This window comes from Acidovorax sp. Root267 (assembly GCF_001429215.1).
Taxonomy (GTDB): Bacteria; Pseudomonadota; Gammaproteobacteria; order Burkholderiales; family Burkholderiaceae_C; genus Acidovorax; species Acidovorax radicis.
Genome location: NZ_LMJC01000033.1, coordinates 58,791 through 74,474, shown reverse-complemented (window position 1 = coordinate 74,474; position 15,684 = coordinate 58,791). Strand labels below are relative to the sequence as shown.

Annotated in this window: 15 protein-coding genes; 5 read left to right on the top strand and 10 right to left on the bottom strand. The window is 63.2% G+C overall.

Annotated elements, in window-relative coordinates:
* Positions 1-42 precede the first annotated feature (42 nt).
* Complete coding sequence (locus tag ASE39_RS23770) at positions 43-453, top strand: diacylglycerol kinase (protein ID WP_029413728.1); 411 nt, start codon at positions 43-45, stop codon at positions 451-453.
* A complete protein-coding gene (locus ASE39_RS23765; protein ID WP_057272740.1) occupies positions 446-1,039 on the top strand; it encodes a TIGR00730 family Rossman fold protein in 594 nt (197 codons plus the stop codon). Before ASE39_RS23770 ends, ASE39_RS23765 begins: the two co-directional genes overlap by 8 nt.
* A gap of 112 nt (positions 1,040-1,151) precedes the next feature.
* On the opposite strand, the gene ASE39_RS23760 is transcribed toward ASE39_RS23765, so the two are convergent.
* Positions 1,152-1,490: a P-II family nitrogen regulator gene (locus ASE39_RS23760; protein WP_007857855.1), complete on the bottom strand. Its 339-nt coding sequence runs from the start codon at positions 1,488-1,490 to the stop codon at positions 1,152-1,154.
* Positions 1,491-1,545: 55 nt separating this feature from the next.
* The gene (locus ASE39_RS23755; protein WP_057272739.1) at positions 1,546-3,204 is read right to left on the bottom strand and encodes an NAD+ synthase; all 1,659 of its coding nucleotides are present in this window, start codon (positions 3,202-3,204) and stop codon (positions 1,546-1,548) included.
* Between the two features lie 80 nt (positions 3,205-3,284).
* On the opposite strand from ASE39_RS23755, the gene ASE39_RS23750 reads away from it, so the two are divergent.
* Both ASE39_RS23750 and ASE39_RS23745 read left to right on the top strand, forming a co-directional pair.
* Positions 3,285-4,538, top strand: coding sequence for a GNAT family N-acetyltransferase (locus ASE39_RS23750; RefSeq protein ID WP_057272738.1), 1,254 nt, complete (start codon positions 3,285-3,287; stop codon positions 4,536-4,538).
* Between the two features lie 269 nt (positions 4,539-4,807).
* Positions 4,808-5,158, top strand: a complete 351-nt coding sequence (locus ASE39_RS23745; protein ID WP_057272737.1) for a hypothetical protein — start codon at positions 4,808-4,810, stop codon at positions 5,156-5,158.
* 88 nt (positions 5,159-5,246) lie between these two features.
* Here the strand turns inward: ASE39_RS23745 and ASE39_RS23740 are convergent, their stop codons facing one another.
* The 6 genes from ASE39_RS23740 to ASE39_RS23715 all read right to left on the bottom strand — a co-directional run bounded on the left by ASE39_RS23740 (position 5,247) and on the right by ASE39_RS23715 (position 12,542).
* A complete protein-coding gene (locus ASE39_RS23740) occupies positions 5,247-6,434 on the bottom strand; it encodes a Gfo/Idh/MocA family oxidoreductase (protein ID WP_057272736.1) in 1,188 nt (395 codons plus the stop codon).
* Positions 6,435-6,605: 171 nt separating this feature from the next.
* Positions 6,606-7,619, bottom strand: a complete 1,014-nt coding sequence (locus ASE39_RS23735) for a sugar phosphate isomerase/epimerase (RefSeq protein ID WP_057272735.1) — start codon at positions 7,617-7,619, stop codon at positions 6,606-6,608.
* 115 nt (positions 7,620-7,734) lie between these two features.
* The gene (locus tag ASE39_RS23730) at positions 7,735-8,721 is read right to left on the bottom strand and encodes a substrate-binding domain-containing protein (RefSeq protein WP_057272734.1); all 987 of its coding nucleotides are present in this window, start codon (positions 8,719-8,721) and stop codon (positions 7,735-7,737) included.
* Positions 8,722-8,849: 128 nt separating this feature from the next.
* On the bottom strand, positions 8,850-9,866 hold the full coding sequence (locus ASE39_RS23725; protein WP_010461100.1) for an ABC transporter permease: 1,017 nt from the start codon (positions 9,864-9,866) through the stop codon (positions 8,850-8,852).
* A complete protein-coding gene (locus tag ASE39_RS23720; RefSeq protein WP_057272733.1) occupies positions 9,847-11,337 on the bottom strand; it encodes a sugar ABC transporter ATP-binding protein in 1,491 nt (496 codons plus the stop codon). The genes ASE39_RS23725 and ASE39_RS23720 overlap by 20 nt, the downstream gene beginning before the upstream one ends.
* Positions 11,334-12,542, bottom strand: coding sequence for an ROK family transcriptional regulator (locus ASE39_RS23715; protein ID WP_057272843.1), 1,209 nt, complete (start codon positions 12,540-12,542; stop codon positions 11,334-11,336). Before ASE39_RS23715 ends, ASE39_RS23720 begins: the two co-directional genes overlap by 4 nt.
* Positions 12,543-12,842: 300 nt before the next feature.
* On the opposite strand from ASE39_RS23715, the gene ASE39_RS23710 reads away from it, so the two are divergent.
* Positions 12,843-14,561, top strand: coding sequence for a hypothetical protein (locus ASE39_RS23710; RefSeq protein ID WP_057272732.1), 1,719 nt, complete (start codon positions 12,843-12,845; stop codon positions 14,559-14,561).
* A gap of 173 nt (positions 14,562-14,734) precedes the next feature.
* On the opposite strand, the gene ASE39_RS23705 is transcribed toward ASE39_RS23710, so the two are convergent.
* Both ASE39_RS23705 and ASE39_RS23700 read right to left on the bottom strand, forming a co-directional pair.
* Positions 14,735-15,211, bottom strand: a complete 477-nt coding sequence (locus tag ASE39_RS23705; RefSeq protein WP_140426869.1) for a cupin domain-containing protein — start codon at positions 15,209-15,211, stop codon at positions 14,735-14,737.
* 37 nt (positions 15,212-15,248) lie between these two features.
* Positions 15,249-15,647, bottom strand: coding sequence for a 4-oxalocrotonate tautomerase family protein (locus tag ASE39_RS23700; protein ID WP_057272730.1), 399 nt, complete (start codon positions 15,645-15,647; stop codon positions 15,249-15,251).
* Positions 15,648-15,684: the final 37 nt, after the last annotated feature.

Sequence of the window (15,684 nt, the reverse complement as noted above, 5' to 3'; positions counted from 1 at the left end):
GCGGCTGCGCCCGCTGTCATGCGGCTGCGAGACAATACCTTCATGCCCCTGCCCCCACCTGAGTCCATCGCACCTGCCAACCCTCAAAAGACCCGCACGGGCTTGAACCGCATCTGGCACGCGGCGGGCTACTCCCTTGAAGGACTGCGCGCGGGGTGGAACGAAAAGGCATTCCGCCAGGAAGCTGTTGCCGCCATGGTGCTGCTGCCCGTGTCGTTGTGGCTGGGGAAAAACTGGGTAGAAACGGCCCTGCTGGCAGGCTCTGTGGTGATCGTGATGATCGTGGAGCTGCTCAACACCGGCATCGAAACCGCCATCGACCGCATTGGCCCCGAATGGCACGACCTTTCAAAACGCGCCAAGGACATGGGCAGCGCCGCTGTGCTGCTGGCCCTGCTGCTGTGCATGGGCATCTGGGGCGCAGCTGTTTTTCAGAGGATTTTTCATGGCTGAACCTGCTTTTTCCGTTTGTGTGTACTGCGGTTCGCGCCCCGGGGAGAACCCAGCCTTTGCCGACGCGGCCAAGGCCGTGGGCCGGTGGATTGGCCAGCACGGCGGGCAGCTGGTGTACGGCGGCGGCCGCAGCGGCTTGATGGGTATGGTGGCCGAGGCCACGCGCTTGGGCGGAGGGCGTGTGGTGGGCGTGATTCCCCAGGCCCTGGTCGACAAGGAACTGGCCAACCGCCAATGCGACGAGCTGCACATCGTGCAGACCATGCACGAACGCAAGGCCATGATGGCCGAACGCAGCGACGCCTTTTTGGCCCTGCCCGGCGGCATCGGCACCTTTGAAGAACTGTTTGAAGTGTGGACCTGGCGCCAGCTGGGCTACCACGACAAGCCCCTGGGCTTGCTGAATGTGGCGGGCTACTACGACGGCCTGCTGGGCTTCTTGCAGACCAGCGTGGCCAGTGGCTTCATGGGCGAATGGCAAATGGGCCTGCTGCACGCCTCCACCGATGCCGAGGCCCTGCTGCGCACGCTGGTGCAAGACGCGGGGCCAGACCAAGCCCCCGTCCCGCTGCGCTCGGTGATCTGACCGCCTTCAAAAACTGGCGCAGCGCAAGGCCAGTGCCGCCGTGGAGCTGGCTTTGCCAGGCCACTGGTGGCGTCCCCCTCAGGGGGAAGGCGCGAAGCGACTCAGGGGGAGCTTATACCGCCGCGTCGTCCAAATCACCGGTGCGAATCCGCACCACACGTTCCACGGCCGTCACAAAAATCTTGCCATCGCCGATCTTGCCCGTGCGCGCCACGTTCACGATGGCGTCCACGCAGCGGTCCACGTCCTCGGTCTTCACGACGACCTCGACCTTCACCTTGGGCAGAAAGTCCACCACATACTCTGCGCCACGGTACAGCTCGGTGTGGCCCTTCTGGCGGCCAAAACCCTTCACCTCGGTCACGGTGAGGCCGGTCACGCCACATTCGGCCAGGGCTTCGCGGACTTCTTCGAGCTTGAAGGGCTTGATGACGGCGGTGATCATTTTCATGGCGTGTCTCCTGGAGGATGTAAAAAATGGGGGCTGAAGGCGCAACGCCGAAGCGTCATGCCCTGAATTTGCTGGTGATAGGGTAACGCCAGTCCTTGCCGAAGCTGCGGCGCGTGACGCGAATCCCTACAGGAGCCTGGCGGCGTTTGTACTCGTTGAGCTTGATGAGGCGTGTCACGCGCTCCACATCGGCGCGCTCAAAGCCGCTCGCGATGATGGACTCGATGGGCTCATCGTTCTCCATGTAGCGCGCCACGATGGCGTCCAGCACCTCGTAGGGCGGCAGGCTGTCCTGGTCCTTCTGGTCGGGCCGCAGCTCGGCGCTGGGCGGGCGCGTGATGATGCGTTCGGGGATGGGGCTCACGCCCGTGCCATACGGGTCGTTCGCATTGCGCCAGCGGGCCAGGTCGAACACGCGGGTTTTGGCCACGTCCTTGATCACCGCAAAACCACCCGCCATGTCGCCATACAGCGTGCAGTAGCCGGTGGACATCTCGCTCTTGTTGCCCGTGGTGAGCACGATGGAGCCGAACTTGTTGGACAGCGCCATGAGCAGCGTGCCCCGGATGCGTGCCTGCAGGTTTTCTTCGGCCGTGTCCTCGGCCAGACCCGCAAAATCGCTGGCCAGCGCGGCCTTGAAGGCCTCGAACTGCGGCTTGATCGAGATCTCGTCATAGCGCACACCCAAACGCGTGGCCATGTCGCGCGCATCGATCCAGCTGATGTCGGCCGTGTAGGGCGAAGGCATCATCACCGTGCGCACCTTGTCAGCCCCCAGCGCATCCACGGCCACCGCCAGCACCAGGGCCGAATCGATGCCACCCGACAGCCCGAGCAGAGCGCCTGGGAAGCCGTTCTTGCCCACATAGTCGCGCACGCCCAGCACCAGGGCGTCCCACAGGTCGGCCTCCAGGCTTTTCTCTGGGGCTATCTCTGCTTCAATTTTGATAGCTGCTTGCGCTTGATGGAACTTCGCAAACACCAGTTTTTCTTCAAAACTCGGCCCCCGGCAGGCCACCGAGCCATCGGCGTTGAGCGCGAACGAGCGACCTTCAAACACGACCTCATCCTGGCCGCCAACCAGGTGCGCGTACACGAGTGGCAAGCCCGTCTCGGCCACACGCTCACGCATGGTCTGCTCACGCTCGGCGCCTTTGCCCAGATGGAACGGCGATGCGTTGATGACCGCCAGCAGCTGTGCACCCGCCGCTGCGGCATCCCGTGCGGGGGCGGCAAACCAGGCGTCTTCGCACACCAGCACGCCCACGCGCACGCCTTCCACCTCGAACACGCAGGGCGCACTGCCCGCCACAAAGTAGCGGCGCTCGTCAAACACCTGGTAGTTGGGCAGCTCGCGCTTGGCATAGGTCTGCTCGATCTGCCCGTCGCGCAGCACGCTGGCGGCGTTGAGGCAGGCGCTGAATGCAGGCGCATCGGGCACCACGGCCTGCGGGTGGCCCAGCACGATGGCCAGGCCTTTCAACCCTGCCGTCTCGCGGGCCACGGTTTTCACGGCATCATCGCAGGCCGCAATGAACGCGGGGCGCAGGAACAGATCTTCGGCCGCATAGCCGCAAATCGCCAGCTCGGGCGTCAGCAGCAATCTTGCCCCCTGGGCATAGGCCTCGCGGGCCGCCGCAATGATCTTTTGGGCGTTGCCGGGCATGTCGCCCACGACAAAGTTGAGCTGCGCAGTGCAAATGGAGAGCGTCATGGAACTGGAATCGGCCCCTGCGGCCAGGTTGAATACTGCCCACACGGGCCCGCAGCTTGCAAAGCAAAACCGGGGTGTGCATGGCTGAATCTGCCATTATCGCCCGCGTACTTGCCTCTGTGCTGGAGGTGGATGCTGTGGCCTGGAACACCCTGCTGGCCCGGCAAAGCCACCCCACGCCCTTCATGCGCCACGCGTACCTGGCCGCCCTGGAAGAAAGCGGCAGTGCCACCCCGCGCACGGGCTGGGCGGCGCGCTTCATGACCCTGTGGGACAGCGACACCTTGATTGCCGCCTGCCCGCTGTACCTCAAGAACCATTCCTACGGCGAATACGTCTTCGACTGGGCCTGGGCCAGCGCCTACGAGCAGCACGGCGTGCCCTACTACCCCAAGGCCGTGATCGCCGTGCCTTTCACCCCTGTGCCGGGCACCCGTCTGATGGCCCGCGACGATGCCGCGCGCGCGCTGCTGGTGCAGGCAGTGTGCCAGTGGTGCGAGGACGAAAACGTGTCGTCCGTGCACATCCTGTTTGCCAGCGACGACGATGTGCTGACCAGTGCGCAGCAAGACCTGATGCTGCGGCACACCGTGCAATTCCATTGGAAGAATGTGCCCCCCACGCTCCCAGCTGCACGTGGTTCGCTGCCCCCCGAGGGGTCCCCGCCCACCGGTGGCGAGAGTCAACCGTTCACAGACTTCGACCACTTCCTCGCCAGCCTCGCCCAGGACAAGCGCAAAAAAATCCGCCAGGAGCGCCGCCGCGTGGCGGAGGCCGGAGTCACCTTCCGCTGGTCACGCGGCGCGGACATCAGCGCGGCCGACTGGGATTTTTTCTACCGCTGCTACGAACGCACCTACCTCGAACATGGCAACCCGCCCTACCTCACGCGGGACTTCTTTGCCCGCATGGCGGCGCACATGCCCGAGGCCTGGCTGCTGTTTGTGGCCGAGCGCGATGGCCTGCCGATTGCTAGTAGTTTGATAGCTATCAGCGCTTTACCATCAAGCGCTAGCAGCCAAAAAGACCATAGATTGGTAGCCTACGGCCGGTATTGGGGTGCGCTGGAGCGCGTTGACTGCCTGCACTTTGAGGCCTGCTACTACCAGCCCCTGCAGTGGTGCATCGACCATGGCGTGCAGCGCTTTGAAGGCGGCGCCCAGGGCGAACACAAGATGGCCCGCGCCCTGCTGCCCGTACAGGCCACCAGCGCACACTGGCTGGCGCACCCGGCCTTTGCCGAGGCGGTGGAGCGGTTTCTGGCGCGCGAAAGCGAGGGGGTGGGGCACTACCTGAGCGAACTGCAAGAACGCAGCCCGTTCAAGACAGGCTGAGCCGGCGCAAAGCCGCTCCATGGCCGTCGGAGCACCTTTGGGCGGCCAGCATCGGGGCACATTTCGTCGCCCATGTGGCCCATCGCCAGCCCGGGCCCACGCCAGCTTGCACCAAGCTGACAACACCAACGCCGCGTTGGATGTGCCCAACCTCGGGTTCTCCCGACCTCGGCACAGCTTTTGCAACGGCATACTGGCGGCCGCCCGCACCACGGGCTGTGCACCACGGCGGCCCATCCGCCCGCCCGTAACCCCAAAGCCCCTTATTCATGGCCGCTCCCCAGCATGTCCCGTTTCTGACGGTGGAAGACGAAGACGACTGGGTCGTCTCGTTCGCGCTCGGCCCGCAAGGTGTCCACCGCCTCACACTGGTGCGCACCCCCCGGCTGGAGTTCATGCTGCGGCCCGAGCAGCGCGGCGTGTCGGTGGGCGCCGAAGCGGGCCAGCGCCCCGCCCTGCTGGTCGCGGTGCAGTGGGGCCCCAAAAGCGTGGACGTGGTGTCCACCGCCAAGCGCTACAGCCTGGACATCAGCAAGGTCGACAACGCCACCCGCACGGCGGCACTGCGTGTGCTGGGCAAGATGAACTTTGACCAGCGGTTTCAGCTGGCAGGCAACTAACTAGTTAGCGTGCGCTGAGGGCCTGCAAAACGCTCACAAATAGATAGCATTTAGCGCTTTTTGCATAAACGATACAGGCTGATTTCATTCAAATTTTCTGGCCGGCGCCGTCTGCCAATGCGGTCCACTTCCGCTTGCTGCCGGCAGACTCCACCACCTTTTCAATAAAGCGCACGCCCTCGGCCCCGTCTCCCACGCGCGGGTAATCGGCCTCCAGCGCGCTGGCGGTTCTGCCTGACGCCCGCGCCCGGATGTCCGCCGCCACGCCCAGGTAGACGTTGGCAAACGCTTCGATGAAAGCCTCGGGGTGCCCCGCCGGGATGCGCCCTGCGCGCAGCGCCGATTCGCTGAGCCAGGGCGATCCGCGCGTGAGGATGCGGCGCGGCCCGTCCACCGGCGAATGCACCAAGTGGTTGGGGTCCTCCTGCCGCCACACCAGCGTGCCCAAGGTGCCGGACACCTGCAGGCGCACATCGTTCTCCAGCCCCGCCGCCACCTGCGACGCAACGATGACGCCGCGTGCGCCATTGGCATAGCGCAGCAGCAGCTGTGCATCGTCGTCCAGCTGGCGGCCTGCGCCGAAGGTGGTGAGGTCGGCGCACAGCGCCTCGGGCCGCTGGCCCGTGACGGTGGCGGCCAGGTTCTCGGCGTGCGATCCGATGTCGCCCATGGTGCCCACCGCGCCGCTGCGCGCGGGGTCCAGCCGCCAGTCGGCCTGCTTGTTGCCGCCGCCCTGCTCCACCGCCGTGGCCAGCCAGCCCTGGTTGTATTCCACGGTCACCTTGCGCAGCGTGCCCAGGGCACCGCTGTGCACCAGGTGACGGGCCTCGCGCACCATGGGGTAGCCGGTGTAGTTGTAGGTCACGCCGAACACGGTGCCGGCCTTCTTCACCGCCGCCACCAGCTCATCGGCCTGCGCGCTGGTGTGCACCAACGGCTTGTCGCACACCACATGGAAGCCCGCCTGCACAAAGGCCAGGGCCACCGGGTGGTGCACGTGGTTGGGGGTGACGATGCTCACCAGGTCGATGCGCTCGCCGGGGCTGCGGCGCAGCTCGTCGGCCAGCAGGTCCTGCCAGCTGCCATGGTTGCGGTCGTCCGCCAGGCCCAGCTCGGCACCCGATGCGCGGGCCCGCTCAGGCGATGACGAGAGCGCGCCAGCCACCAGCTCGAACTGGCCGTCGAGCGCCATGGCCTTGCGATGCACCGCGCCGATGAAGGCGCCGTGGCCGCCGCCCACCATCGCGTAGCGGAGCTTTCTGACTTCACTGGACATACTGAAGGCCTTTGTTTGTTGTTCTTTATTCGCTGCTGTCGTCACCACCCGGCCGCTCGCCATGAGCTTGCCGAAGGGCTGTCACCACCCTGCCCTGGCTTCGACAGGCTCAGCCCGAACGGTGAGGGAGTGGTGGATGGCGGTTGAATGGTGGCGATGGGTGGAGAGCACTCACACGTTCTGCTTGTCCCGCGCAAACACTGCGTCAAACGCACCCGCTGCCGGCTTGAAGTCCAGCCGCTTGCAGAACGCCGCGCTCTCCGTGGCGCCATGCACGCGGTCCATGCGGCTATCCTCCCACTCCACCGAGAGCGGGCCTTGGTAGCCGATGTCGTTGAGCGCAACGATGATGGATTCGAAATCGATCATTCCGCGCCCCACGCTGCGAAAGTCCCAATTACGGCGCGCATCGCCAAAGCTGGTGTGCCCGCCAAAGGTGCCCACCGTGCCATCGCCCTTGCCCCACCACACGTCCTTCATGTGGGCGTTGTAGATGCGGTCGGCAAACTGGCGGATGAACTTCACATAGTCCACGCCCTGGTAGGCCAGATGGCTCGGGTCATAGTTAAAGCCGAAGCGTTTGTTGCCGCCGACAGCAGCAATCGCGCGCTCGGCCGATGCGATGTCGAACGCGATCTCGGTGGGGTGCACCTCCAGCGCGAAGTTGATGTCGTGCTCTTCGAACACATCAAGGATGGGGCCAAAGCGCTTGGCGAAATCAGCAAAGCCCTTGTCCCAATACGCCTGCGTGGTGGGCGGAAACGCGTAGATCGAATGCCACACCGACGAGCCCGTGAAGCCCGTGACCGTCTTCACACCGAACTTGGCTGCAGCGCGCGCCGTGTCGGCCAGCTCGGCGGCGGCGCGCTGGCGCACGCCCTCAGGCTCGCCATCGCCCCACACATGGGGCGGCAGGATGGACTGGTGGCGCTCGTCGATCAAATCGCATACGGCCTGGCCCACCAGGTGGTTGCCGATGGCAAAACACTGCAGCCCGTGCTGCGCCAGCAGTGCATGTTTGTCTTTGACGTACTGGGGCGACGACAGCGCCTCCTGCACATTGAAATGGTCGCCCCAGCAGGCCAGCTCCAGGCCGTCGTAGCCCATGCTTTTTGCCAGCGGCGCGAGTTCTGCCAACGGCAGGTCGGCCCACTGGCCGGTGAAAAGGGTGACGGGTCTTGGCATGGCGGCTCCCAAGGGGCGGGGGGTTGCAGGTGCGAAGCAGCAAGCAGCTATATTTTTGATAGCTGCTTGCGCTTGATGGATAAGCGCTAGAGGCTTATTTGACTCAAAAACACCATCAGAATGGCGAGTCTGGGAAGTAGAAGCTCTTCGCGTTTTCCTTCGTGATCAGCACCGACGGAATGATGGTCGTCGCCGGCAGCTTCTCGCCCTTGATGCGCGCCTCGGCCGTGAGCTTGATCGAGTCGTAGATGAACTTGGGGCTGTACGACACGTTGGCCTGGATGAGCGGGTTGCTGCCGTCCATCAGCGTCTTGATCATGCCCTTGGCACCCGCGCCGCCAAACACCAGTTTGATGTCCTTGCGCTTGGCCTGCTCGATGGCCTTGAGCACGCCCACGGCCATGTCATCGTCGGCGGCCCACACCGCGTCGATCTGCGGGAAGCGGGTCAGGTAGTCCTGCATCACCTTGAAGGCGTCGTCGCGGTTCCAGTTGGCGTATTTGGCGTCCAGCAGCTTGATGCCGGGGTGGTTCTTCAGCACGCTGTTGAACGCGTCCATGCGCTCGTTGTCGAGCGTGGTCGCAATGCCGCGCATGGCCACCACGTTGCCCTTGCCACCCAGCGCCTTGGCGATGTACTCGGCCGGAATCTTGCCAAACGCGGTGTTGTCACCGGCCACATACGCGTCCTGCGCGCTGGTGTCGGTCAGGCCACGGTCCACCACCGTCACGTATACACCCTTGGCCTTGACCTGGGCAACGGGCTTGGTCAGCGCGGCCGATTCAAACGGGAAGATGACCAGCGCGTTGATCTTGTTCACCGTGACCAAGTCTTGCAGCTGGTTGGCCTGCTCAGGCGCGCCACCTGCGGTCTTGACGATGACCTGCAGGCCGGGGTGGGCCTTTTCCAGGTCCTTCTTCGCCTGGTTGGCCCAGTACACGATGCCACCGGTGAAGCCGTGCGTGGCCGACGGAATGGCCACGCCCACCACCGTCTTGTTGGCCTGCGCCATCGCCGGGCCCGCCAGCGCCAAGGCGGCTGCGGCACCCACGGCCGAGAGGGCAAGGCGGCGGGTGAAGGAAGAAGTTGTCTTGCTATTCATGATGCGTTGTCTCCTGTTGCTATTGCTTTGCTGAAAAATGGCCATGAAAGCCTGGCCGACTGGGGAACACCTTCGAAAAAATGCGCGTGAAAAGTGGCTGGAGAACTCAAGTTGTTCCAGCCCCTTCGTCACCTCTTGCCGCGCTGCATGAATGCGACGGCGATGATCACGAATCCCTGCACCGCCGCATTCAGGTACACGCTGATGATGCTGGTCAGGTTCAAGATATTGCTGATGACCGACAGCAGGATCGCGCCCACCACCGTGCCGGTGATGCTGCCCGCTCCGCCCTTCAATACGGTGCCGCCCACGATCACCGCGGCGATCGCCTCCAGCTCCCACAGCAGGCCTGTGGTGGGCGATGCGGAACCCAGGCGCGGCACGTACAGCAGCGTGGCAATGCCCACGCACACGCCGAGCAGCATGTATGTCAGGATCTTGATCTTGTGCACGTCCACCGCGGCGTACTGCGCCACTTGCTCGTTGGAGCCGATGGCCTGCACATAGCGGCCATAGGCCGTGCGGTTCAGGATCACGCCGCCGATGACAGCCACCAGCAAAAAGATCCAAACGGGGATGGGCACACCCAGCAAGTTGGCGTAGTACACCGGGCTGTAGATGTCCGACAGATCGTTCTCGAGCGTGATGGCGCCGCCGTTCGAAAAATACGTGAGGTATGCGCGGAAGATGCCCAGCGTGCCCAGCGTCACGATGAAGGGCTCGATGCGGCCCTTGGTGATGAGCAGGCCATGCACCAGCCCGAACACCGCGCCCAGCACCACCGCCAGCAGCATGCCCACCACCACGGCTGCCATGGGCGAGCCCAGCACGGGCGCCATGGCGTTCATGAACAGGATGACCGAGCCCGCGATCAGCGCTGCCATGGAGCCCACCGACAGGTCGATGCCGCCCGAGATGATCACAAAGCACATGCCCACCGCGATGATGCCGATGAAGGCCGTGCGCGTGAGCACGTTCATCACGTTGTCGTAGGTGGCGAAGTTGCTGTTGAGCAGCGTGCCGGCAATGCACAGCAGCACCAGCCCGATGACGGGGCCCAGCCCGTGCAGCTTGCCCCACCAGGCCGTGGCGCCGCCGTGGCGGCCCGCTGCGGTGGTTGCGTTTTCAGCGGGTACCTGTGGCATGTACGATCAACTCCTCTTCGGTCAAATTTGGCTCTTGGAGCGTGGTCTGCAGCCGCCCGGCGCGCATCACTGCCACGCGGTGGCACAGGCCGATCAGCTCCATCAGTTCGGAAGAAATCACCACCACCGCCAGCCCCTGCTCTGCCAGGCGCTGCACCAGGTGATAAATCTCGCGCTTGGCGCCCACGTCCACGCCGCGCGTGGGCTCATCCAGCACCACCACGCTGGGCCCGGGGTGCAGCACTTTGGCCAGCGCCAGCTTTTGCTGGTTGCCGCCCGACAGCGACGACGCGCGCACCTCCAGCGACCCGGTGCGGATGCCGAACTCCTGCACCGCATCGCGCAGCGCAGCCTGCTCGGCCGCCGGGTCGAGCCAGGGCTTGGCATAGCGCTCCAGAGCCATCAGCGTCAGGTTGGGCCGCAAGCTGAAGTGCACGTGCAGGCCCTTGCCCTTGCGGTCTTCGCTCAGATACGTGAGGCCGTGGCGCGCCGCGTCGCGAGGGCTTTTCAAATTCACCGGCTTGCCCGCCAACTCCACCGTGCCTGCACTGCGTGGGCGCAGGCCCAGCAGGCCTTCAAACAGCTCGGTGCGGCCAGCGCCCACCAGCCCGGCAAAGCCCAGGATCTCGCCACGCCGCACGTCAAAGCTCACGTCCTCGGCCCAGCCCGGCACCGAGAGGCCGCGCACCTGGATGGCCGGCTCTCCACCCGCAGGCGCAGGCAGCTTGGCCGGGAACAAATCGGCCAGCTCGCGGCCCACCATCAGGTTGGCCATCTGCCGCCGCGTGACGCTGGCCGTGGGCTCGCGCGCCACCAGCAGGCCGTCGCGCATCACCACCACCTCGTCGGTAGTGCGCTCCACTTCGTCGAGCTTGTGCGATATGTAGATGATGGTTACGCCCGCCGCCTTCAACTCGGCCATCAGCGCAAACAGGCGCTCGGTCTCGCCAGGGGTCAGCGTGGCGGTGGGCTCGTCCATGATGAGCAGGCGCGCATTGCGGGCCAGCGCCCGGGCAATCTCCACCAGCTGTTTTTCTGCCACGATGAGTTTGCGAACGCGCGTGTCCGGGTCCAGCGGCAAACCCACCTGCGCCAAGGCCGCACGCGTCTTCTCACGCATCGCCTTGTCATCAAGGAAAGGGCCGCGCTTGATCTCATGGCCCAAAAAGATGTTCTGCGCAACCGTCAGGTCGTCCGCCAGGTTGAACTCCTGGTGGATCAGCACAATGCCCTGCGCCTCGGCCGCACGCGATCCGCCGCCGGGCGCGCGCACCGCGCCGTCCACCACCACCTCGCCGGTAGTGGGGCTCTCGTACCCCGCCAAAATCTTCATCAGCGTGGACTTGCCCGCGCCGTTCTCGCCCAGCAGGCCGTAGACCCGGCCCGGCTGCAGCGCAAAGCCCACGCCGTGCAGCACGCGCACGGGGCCAAACTCCTTGGTCACGTTGCGGAACTCGACAGCAACACTCATCGCATTGCTCCTGCCGTTGCAACGCCAACCGTTGCGGTCGGGCGTGAAGAAGACCGCGCCAAACTTTCCTGCATCGCCAGCACGCCCGCGCCCACCACACCCGCATCGTCGGCCAGCGGCGCGTATTGGATCTCCAGGTGCCGCGTGGACAGCGCCAGCGACCGGTGGTACACGCTCTGCCGCACCGACGCGAGGAACAGCGGCCCCATGTCCGTCACCCGCCCCGCGATGAACACGTGCGACGGGTTGAAGAAGTTCACGATGGACGCCAGCATCTGCCCCACCAGGCTGCCCGCCCGCTGGATGATCGCGTTGGCCGCCACATCGCCCGCCCGGCTGGCCTGGGCCACATCCTCGGTGGTCAGCGTGCCGGTGGCCTGCAGGCGCTCGGCCAGCATCGCGCTCTCGCCGCGCTCCACGGCCTCCATCGCCATGCGCGCCATGGCGGGTGCAGCGGCCATCGCCTCTACACAGCCCTGGTTGCCGCAGTGGCAGCGCGGCCCGCTTTGGTCCACGCAGATATGGCCCACGTCACCGGCCGACCCATTGGCGCCCCGGTACACCTGCCCGTGGCACACGATGCCGCAGCCAATGCCCGTGCCCACCTTGATCACGAGGAAGTTGGGCAGGTTGCGCTGCAGCCGCCACAGCTCGCCCAGCGCCATCAGGTTCACGTCGTTGTCCACAAACACCGGCGCGGCAAACGCCTCGCGCAGGTAATCGCGGATGGAAAAGCCGTCCCAGTCGGGCATCAGCGGCGGGTTGACGAGTTGGCCGCTTTCAAAATCCACCGGCCCCGGCACGCCCATGCCGATGGCGATCACTTGCGAAGCCTGCACCCCGCAGCGCGCCAGCAGTTCACGCATAAGGCCCCGCAGCCGCGCCAAGATCACACCCGGCCCCTGGCGCACATCGATGGGCTCACGGTGCCGCGCCAGCACCGTCATATCGGGCCGCATCACTGCGACTTGCATGCTGGTCGCGCCCAGGTCGGCGCCAATCACCACGCCCAGGGTTTCGCTGAGGCGCAGGGTTTCGGCACGCCGGCCGCCAGAAGATTCCTGCAGGCCCACCTCGTCGAGCAGGCCTTCATCGAGCAGCGCCGCCACCATGGCGTTGGCCTTGCTCTTGGAATAGGCCAGGCGCTGCGCCAGCGCATTGCGCGACGCGCCTGCGGACCAGAAGATGGTCTGCAAGACGTCCAGGTCTTCGGTGCCGCAGTGACTCCAGCGGGTGGATGGCAAGGCTTGTCTCCTGTCGTTGTTGTGTAGCACCTCATGGGGGTGGGTGCTTGACAGGGATGCTATGCGGTCTACTTTGGCCGGGCAAGACTGAACTTTGACCTAAATTAGCCCAAAGATGGCGTGTATGGACCTCTTCTTTAGACAGACAAGCAAGTGAGTAGTACCCTCCTTGGCCGCAATATCGGGTGTTGATGGGTCCTATTCACGGAACAACTTCATCCGCACTGGAGCAGGATTGGCGAGAGCCTTAAAGGAAAGATTGTGACGCTGAAGATAACCAAGGAAAATTTGATCCAATTGCTAGCGGATCAAGACAACAAAGTGATCGCTCTCTCAGGGAAATGGGGTACCGGAAAAAGCCACCTTTGGCGGGAAGTAAAAGCCGATTCGACTGACGATGCAGTTAAAGGTGCTCTGTATGTTTCGCTCTTCGGTCTGAGTCATATGAATCAGATCAAGCTCAAACTCGTCCAGAGCGCACTTCCCAGCGCGGAAAAAAACAACGCAATGTGGGAGAAATTACGGATCGGAGCAGAGGCCGCAAGGAAGATGCTGAATTCGTTGCACAAAGGCTTTTCCGCACTAGACGAACTGGCATTGCTTGCCGTACCGACGCTACTAAAAGACAGGGTCATTGTTCTGGATGACATTGAGCGCAAGCATGAGAAACTGAGTATCGAAGAAGTTCTTGGGTTTATCGACGAATTCACCCAGCAATATGGAGCTCGCTTCGTGCTGATCCTCAATAGTGACCAGCTCGACAACCGCAAGGTTTGGGACGTTCTTCGAGAGAAAGTTGTCGACCAAGAACTTCGGTTGAGCACCTCTACTGAAGAGGCATTTGCCATCGCCTGCGGGCTCACACCGCCAGAGTACGGGGATCGTATACGGGATGCCATCCAGCGGTGCGACATTACGAACATAAGGATCATTCGCAAAGTCATCAAAGCGGTGAACCGTGTCTTAGGAAATCAGGCGGACTTGTCAGATGTACTGTTAACTCGGGTTGTGCCGTCGACAGTTCTACTCTCAGCCATTCATTACAAAGGTATTGAGGATGGCCCTGACTTTGATTTCGTTCTAGCACAAGGCACACCCAACGACTGGAGCAAATATCTAAATCAGCACGAAGACAAAGACGTAGATAAAGAAAGCCAACGCAAGTCCAAGTGGAAGCTACTACTCAATGATCTTGATATCCATAGTTGTGACGAGTACGAGGTGCTGGTAATTGAATTTTTGCAATCAGGCATGTTCGATCCGACAAAAGTGAAAGCAATCATCGGCCGATACGCAACAGAAGAAGAGGCAATGACCGTCAGGGATAATCTTAAGAAATTTTTCCAACGACTGATCTGGAATCACCGCCTCACCGAGGCGGAGTTGCTCGAAGAAGCGAAGAGTATTATTCCGCGGATCAACTTCATAGACGCCTATAGCCTCACTGCCCTTTGCGAATCGGTCGAAGAGTTACCGGGAGGCGATGTCGTGGCGAAAACCATGCTGGAACGCTGGATCGCAGAGTTCAGGAAAAAAAAGCACGAAGACTTTGACGACGATGACATGTTCGGACGCAAATTGCACCCGGCGATCAAAGCTGAATTCCAGTTGGTAAAGAATCATGCTCAGGCCACAGAGACGTTACTCGACGCGTGTGTATTTATTGCGAAAAACAGTGGATGGAACACGCGTCAAGAATTAGCCATGAAGGCGGCTACCGTAGCCGACTTCCAGAGCACCATCAGAGATATTGATATCGATGATCTGCGGATTTTTATGCGGCGCATGCTGGAGATGACGATGCAGCCCGGCGGCTATCGCCAGCATTTCGGCCAAGCCACGGATCGGTTCGTTGAGGCCTGCAAAAATCTCGCACAAGACCCGAACACGGGCCGGCTTGGCAAACTGATAAAGACGCTATTTGCTGACTCGAAACAAAGTCATTTGTTGGATGGTCCCGTCGCTAGCGCTGTGGTTTGACGGGAGGCGATAGTTGAATTTCGGCACGCGGCCATCGGTGGGCACGTCTGCTCTTGTTTTAAGAGCTACCAGCGCTTGACCAGAGAGCGCTGGAGCCTGGTTTCATTCATATTTCTCCTGTAGCCCGCCCCGGACCGCAGCGCGCCCGCGAGCGCGATGCGTGAAACACGTCATCAACTCAAATCTCGTGGCACCACCCCCTCCGCTTCACACCATCGGCGGTAGTCCGCCCGCCTATCGGCCGTACTGATCCGCTGCAACACCGCATGGTGCGGCCCCAGGTACTCCACGCTGCCCTTCACCACCACATGCACCAGCAGCTCTTCGGTACCCGTCGCCTCCCACCAGTCCACATTGCCGGCGGGCTCATGGATGTAGTCGCCCGGCCGCACCACGCGGCCATCGTTCAGGCGGCGCTCGCCCACCAGCGTCAGGGCGTGCACTTCGCCCGTGTGACGGTGCAGGCCCAGCCGCGTGCCGGGCGACAGGCGCATCAGTTCCACCCAACCAGCATCGTCGGGCAGGAACTGGATGGGCAGGGACCACTTGCCTTCGCCTTCGGGGATCCAGCCCGCCAGGCCTGCACGCCCCAGCGTCTGGGCCACGATCACGTCGGCAAGGGGGTTGTTCGTTGTCGTCATCGTCGTCATGTCGGTGCTCCTGGGTAGTTTTTGGTGGATTGCTTGCTTATTGCTCGGGGTGCTGGTGGCGGTATTCCTGCGTGCGGCCGCCAAAGCCGTACGCGGTGGCGCGCACGTCCTGCACGTAGACGTAGCTTTCGGGGTGCAGCGCGCCCAGCAGGCCCTCGAAGGCTGCGAACGCCTCGGTGATGTAGCGCGCCTTTTCGGCCTTGGTGTTGGTCTCGTCCACCACCTTGACGTCGAAGTAGAAGCTCGACTGTTTCAGGTCGGCCAGGGACCGGCCGGCGACGTACCAGTCGGCGGGGTCGACAAAGGTGATGACCACAGCGGTCAGGTCGCGCCGCTTGCCGAGCACGCGGGTGGTCAGGTCCAGCAGAGTTTCTGCAATGCGGGCAGACAGCTCGGGCGTGCGTTGGGCAGACACTTTGACGTTGAGGATGGGCATGGAGGGCTCCTGTTGAATGCGTTGGTTGATAAGGAGC

Bases quoted from the DNA above. Each gene is read 5' to 3' on its own strand.
- ASE39_RS23770 (WP_029413728.1), top strand. From the start codon at position 43: ATGCCCCTGCCCCCACCTGAGTCCATCGCACCTGCCAACCCTCAAAAG.
- ASE39_RS23765 (WP_057272740.1), top strand. From the start codon at position 446: ATGGCTGAACCTGCTTTTTCCGTTTGTGTGTACTGCGGTTCGCGCCCC.
- ASE39_RS23760 (WP_007857855.1), bottom strand. From the start codon at position 1,490: ATGAAAATGATCACCGCCGTCATCAAGCCCTTCAAGCTCGAAGAAGTC.
- ASE39_RS23755 (WP_057272739.1), bottom strand. From the start codon at position 3,204: ATGACGCTCTCCATTTGCACTGCGCAGCTCAACTTTGTCGTGGGCGAC.
- ASE39_RS23750 (WP_057272738.1), top strand. From the start codon at position 3,285: ATGGCTGAATCTGCCATTATCGCCCGCGTACTTGCCTCTGTGCTGGAG.
- ASE39_RS23745 (WP_057272737.1), top strand. From the start codon at position 4,808: ATGGCCGCTCCCCAGCATGTCCCGTTTCTGACGGTGGAAGACGAAGAC.
- ASE39_RS23740 (WP_057272736.1), bottom strand. From the start codon at position 6,434: ATGTCCAGTGAAGTCAGAAAGCTCCGCTACGCGATGGTGGGCGGCGGC.
- ASE39_RS23735 (WP_057272735.1), bottom strand. From the start codon at position 7,619: ATGCCAAGACCCGTCACCCTTTTCACCGGCCAGTGGGCCGACCTGCCG.
- ASE39_RS23730 (WP_057272734.1), bottom strand. From the start codon at position 8,721: ATGAATAGCAAGACAACTTCTTCCTTCACCCGCCGCCTTGCCCTCTCG.
- ASE39_RS23725 (WP_010461100.1), bottom strand. From the start codon at position 9,866: ATGCCACAGGTACCCGCTGAAAACGCAACCACCGCAGCGGGCCGCCAC.
- ASE39_RS23720 (WP_057272733.1), bottom strand. From the start codon at position 11,337: ATGAGTGTTGCTGTCGAGTTCCGCAACGTGACCAAGGAGTTTGGCCCC.
- ASE39_RS23705 (WP_140426869.1), bottom strand. From the start codon at position 15,211: ATGACGACGATGACGACAACGAACAACCCCCTTGCCGACGTGATCGTG.
- ASE39_RS23700 (WP_057272730.1), bottom strand. From the start codon at position 15,647: ATGCCCATCCTCAACGTCAAAGTGTCTGCCCAACGCACGCCCGAGCTG.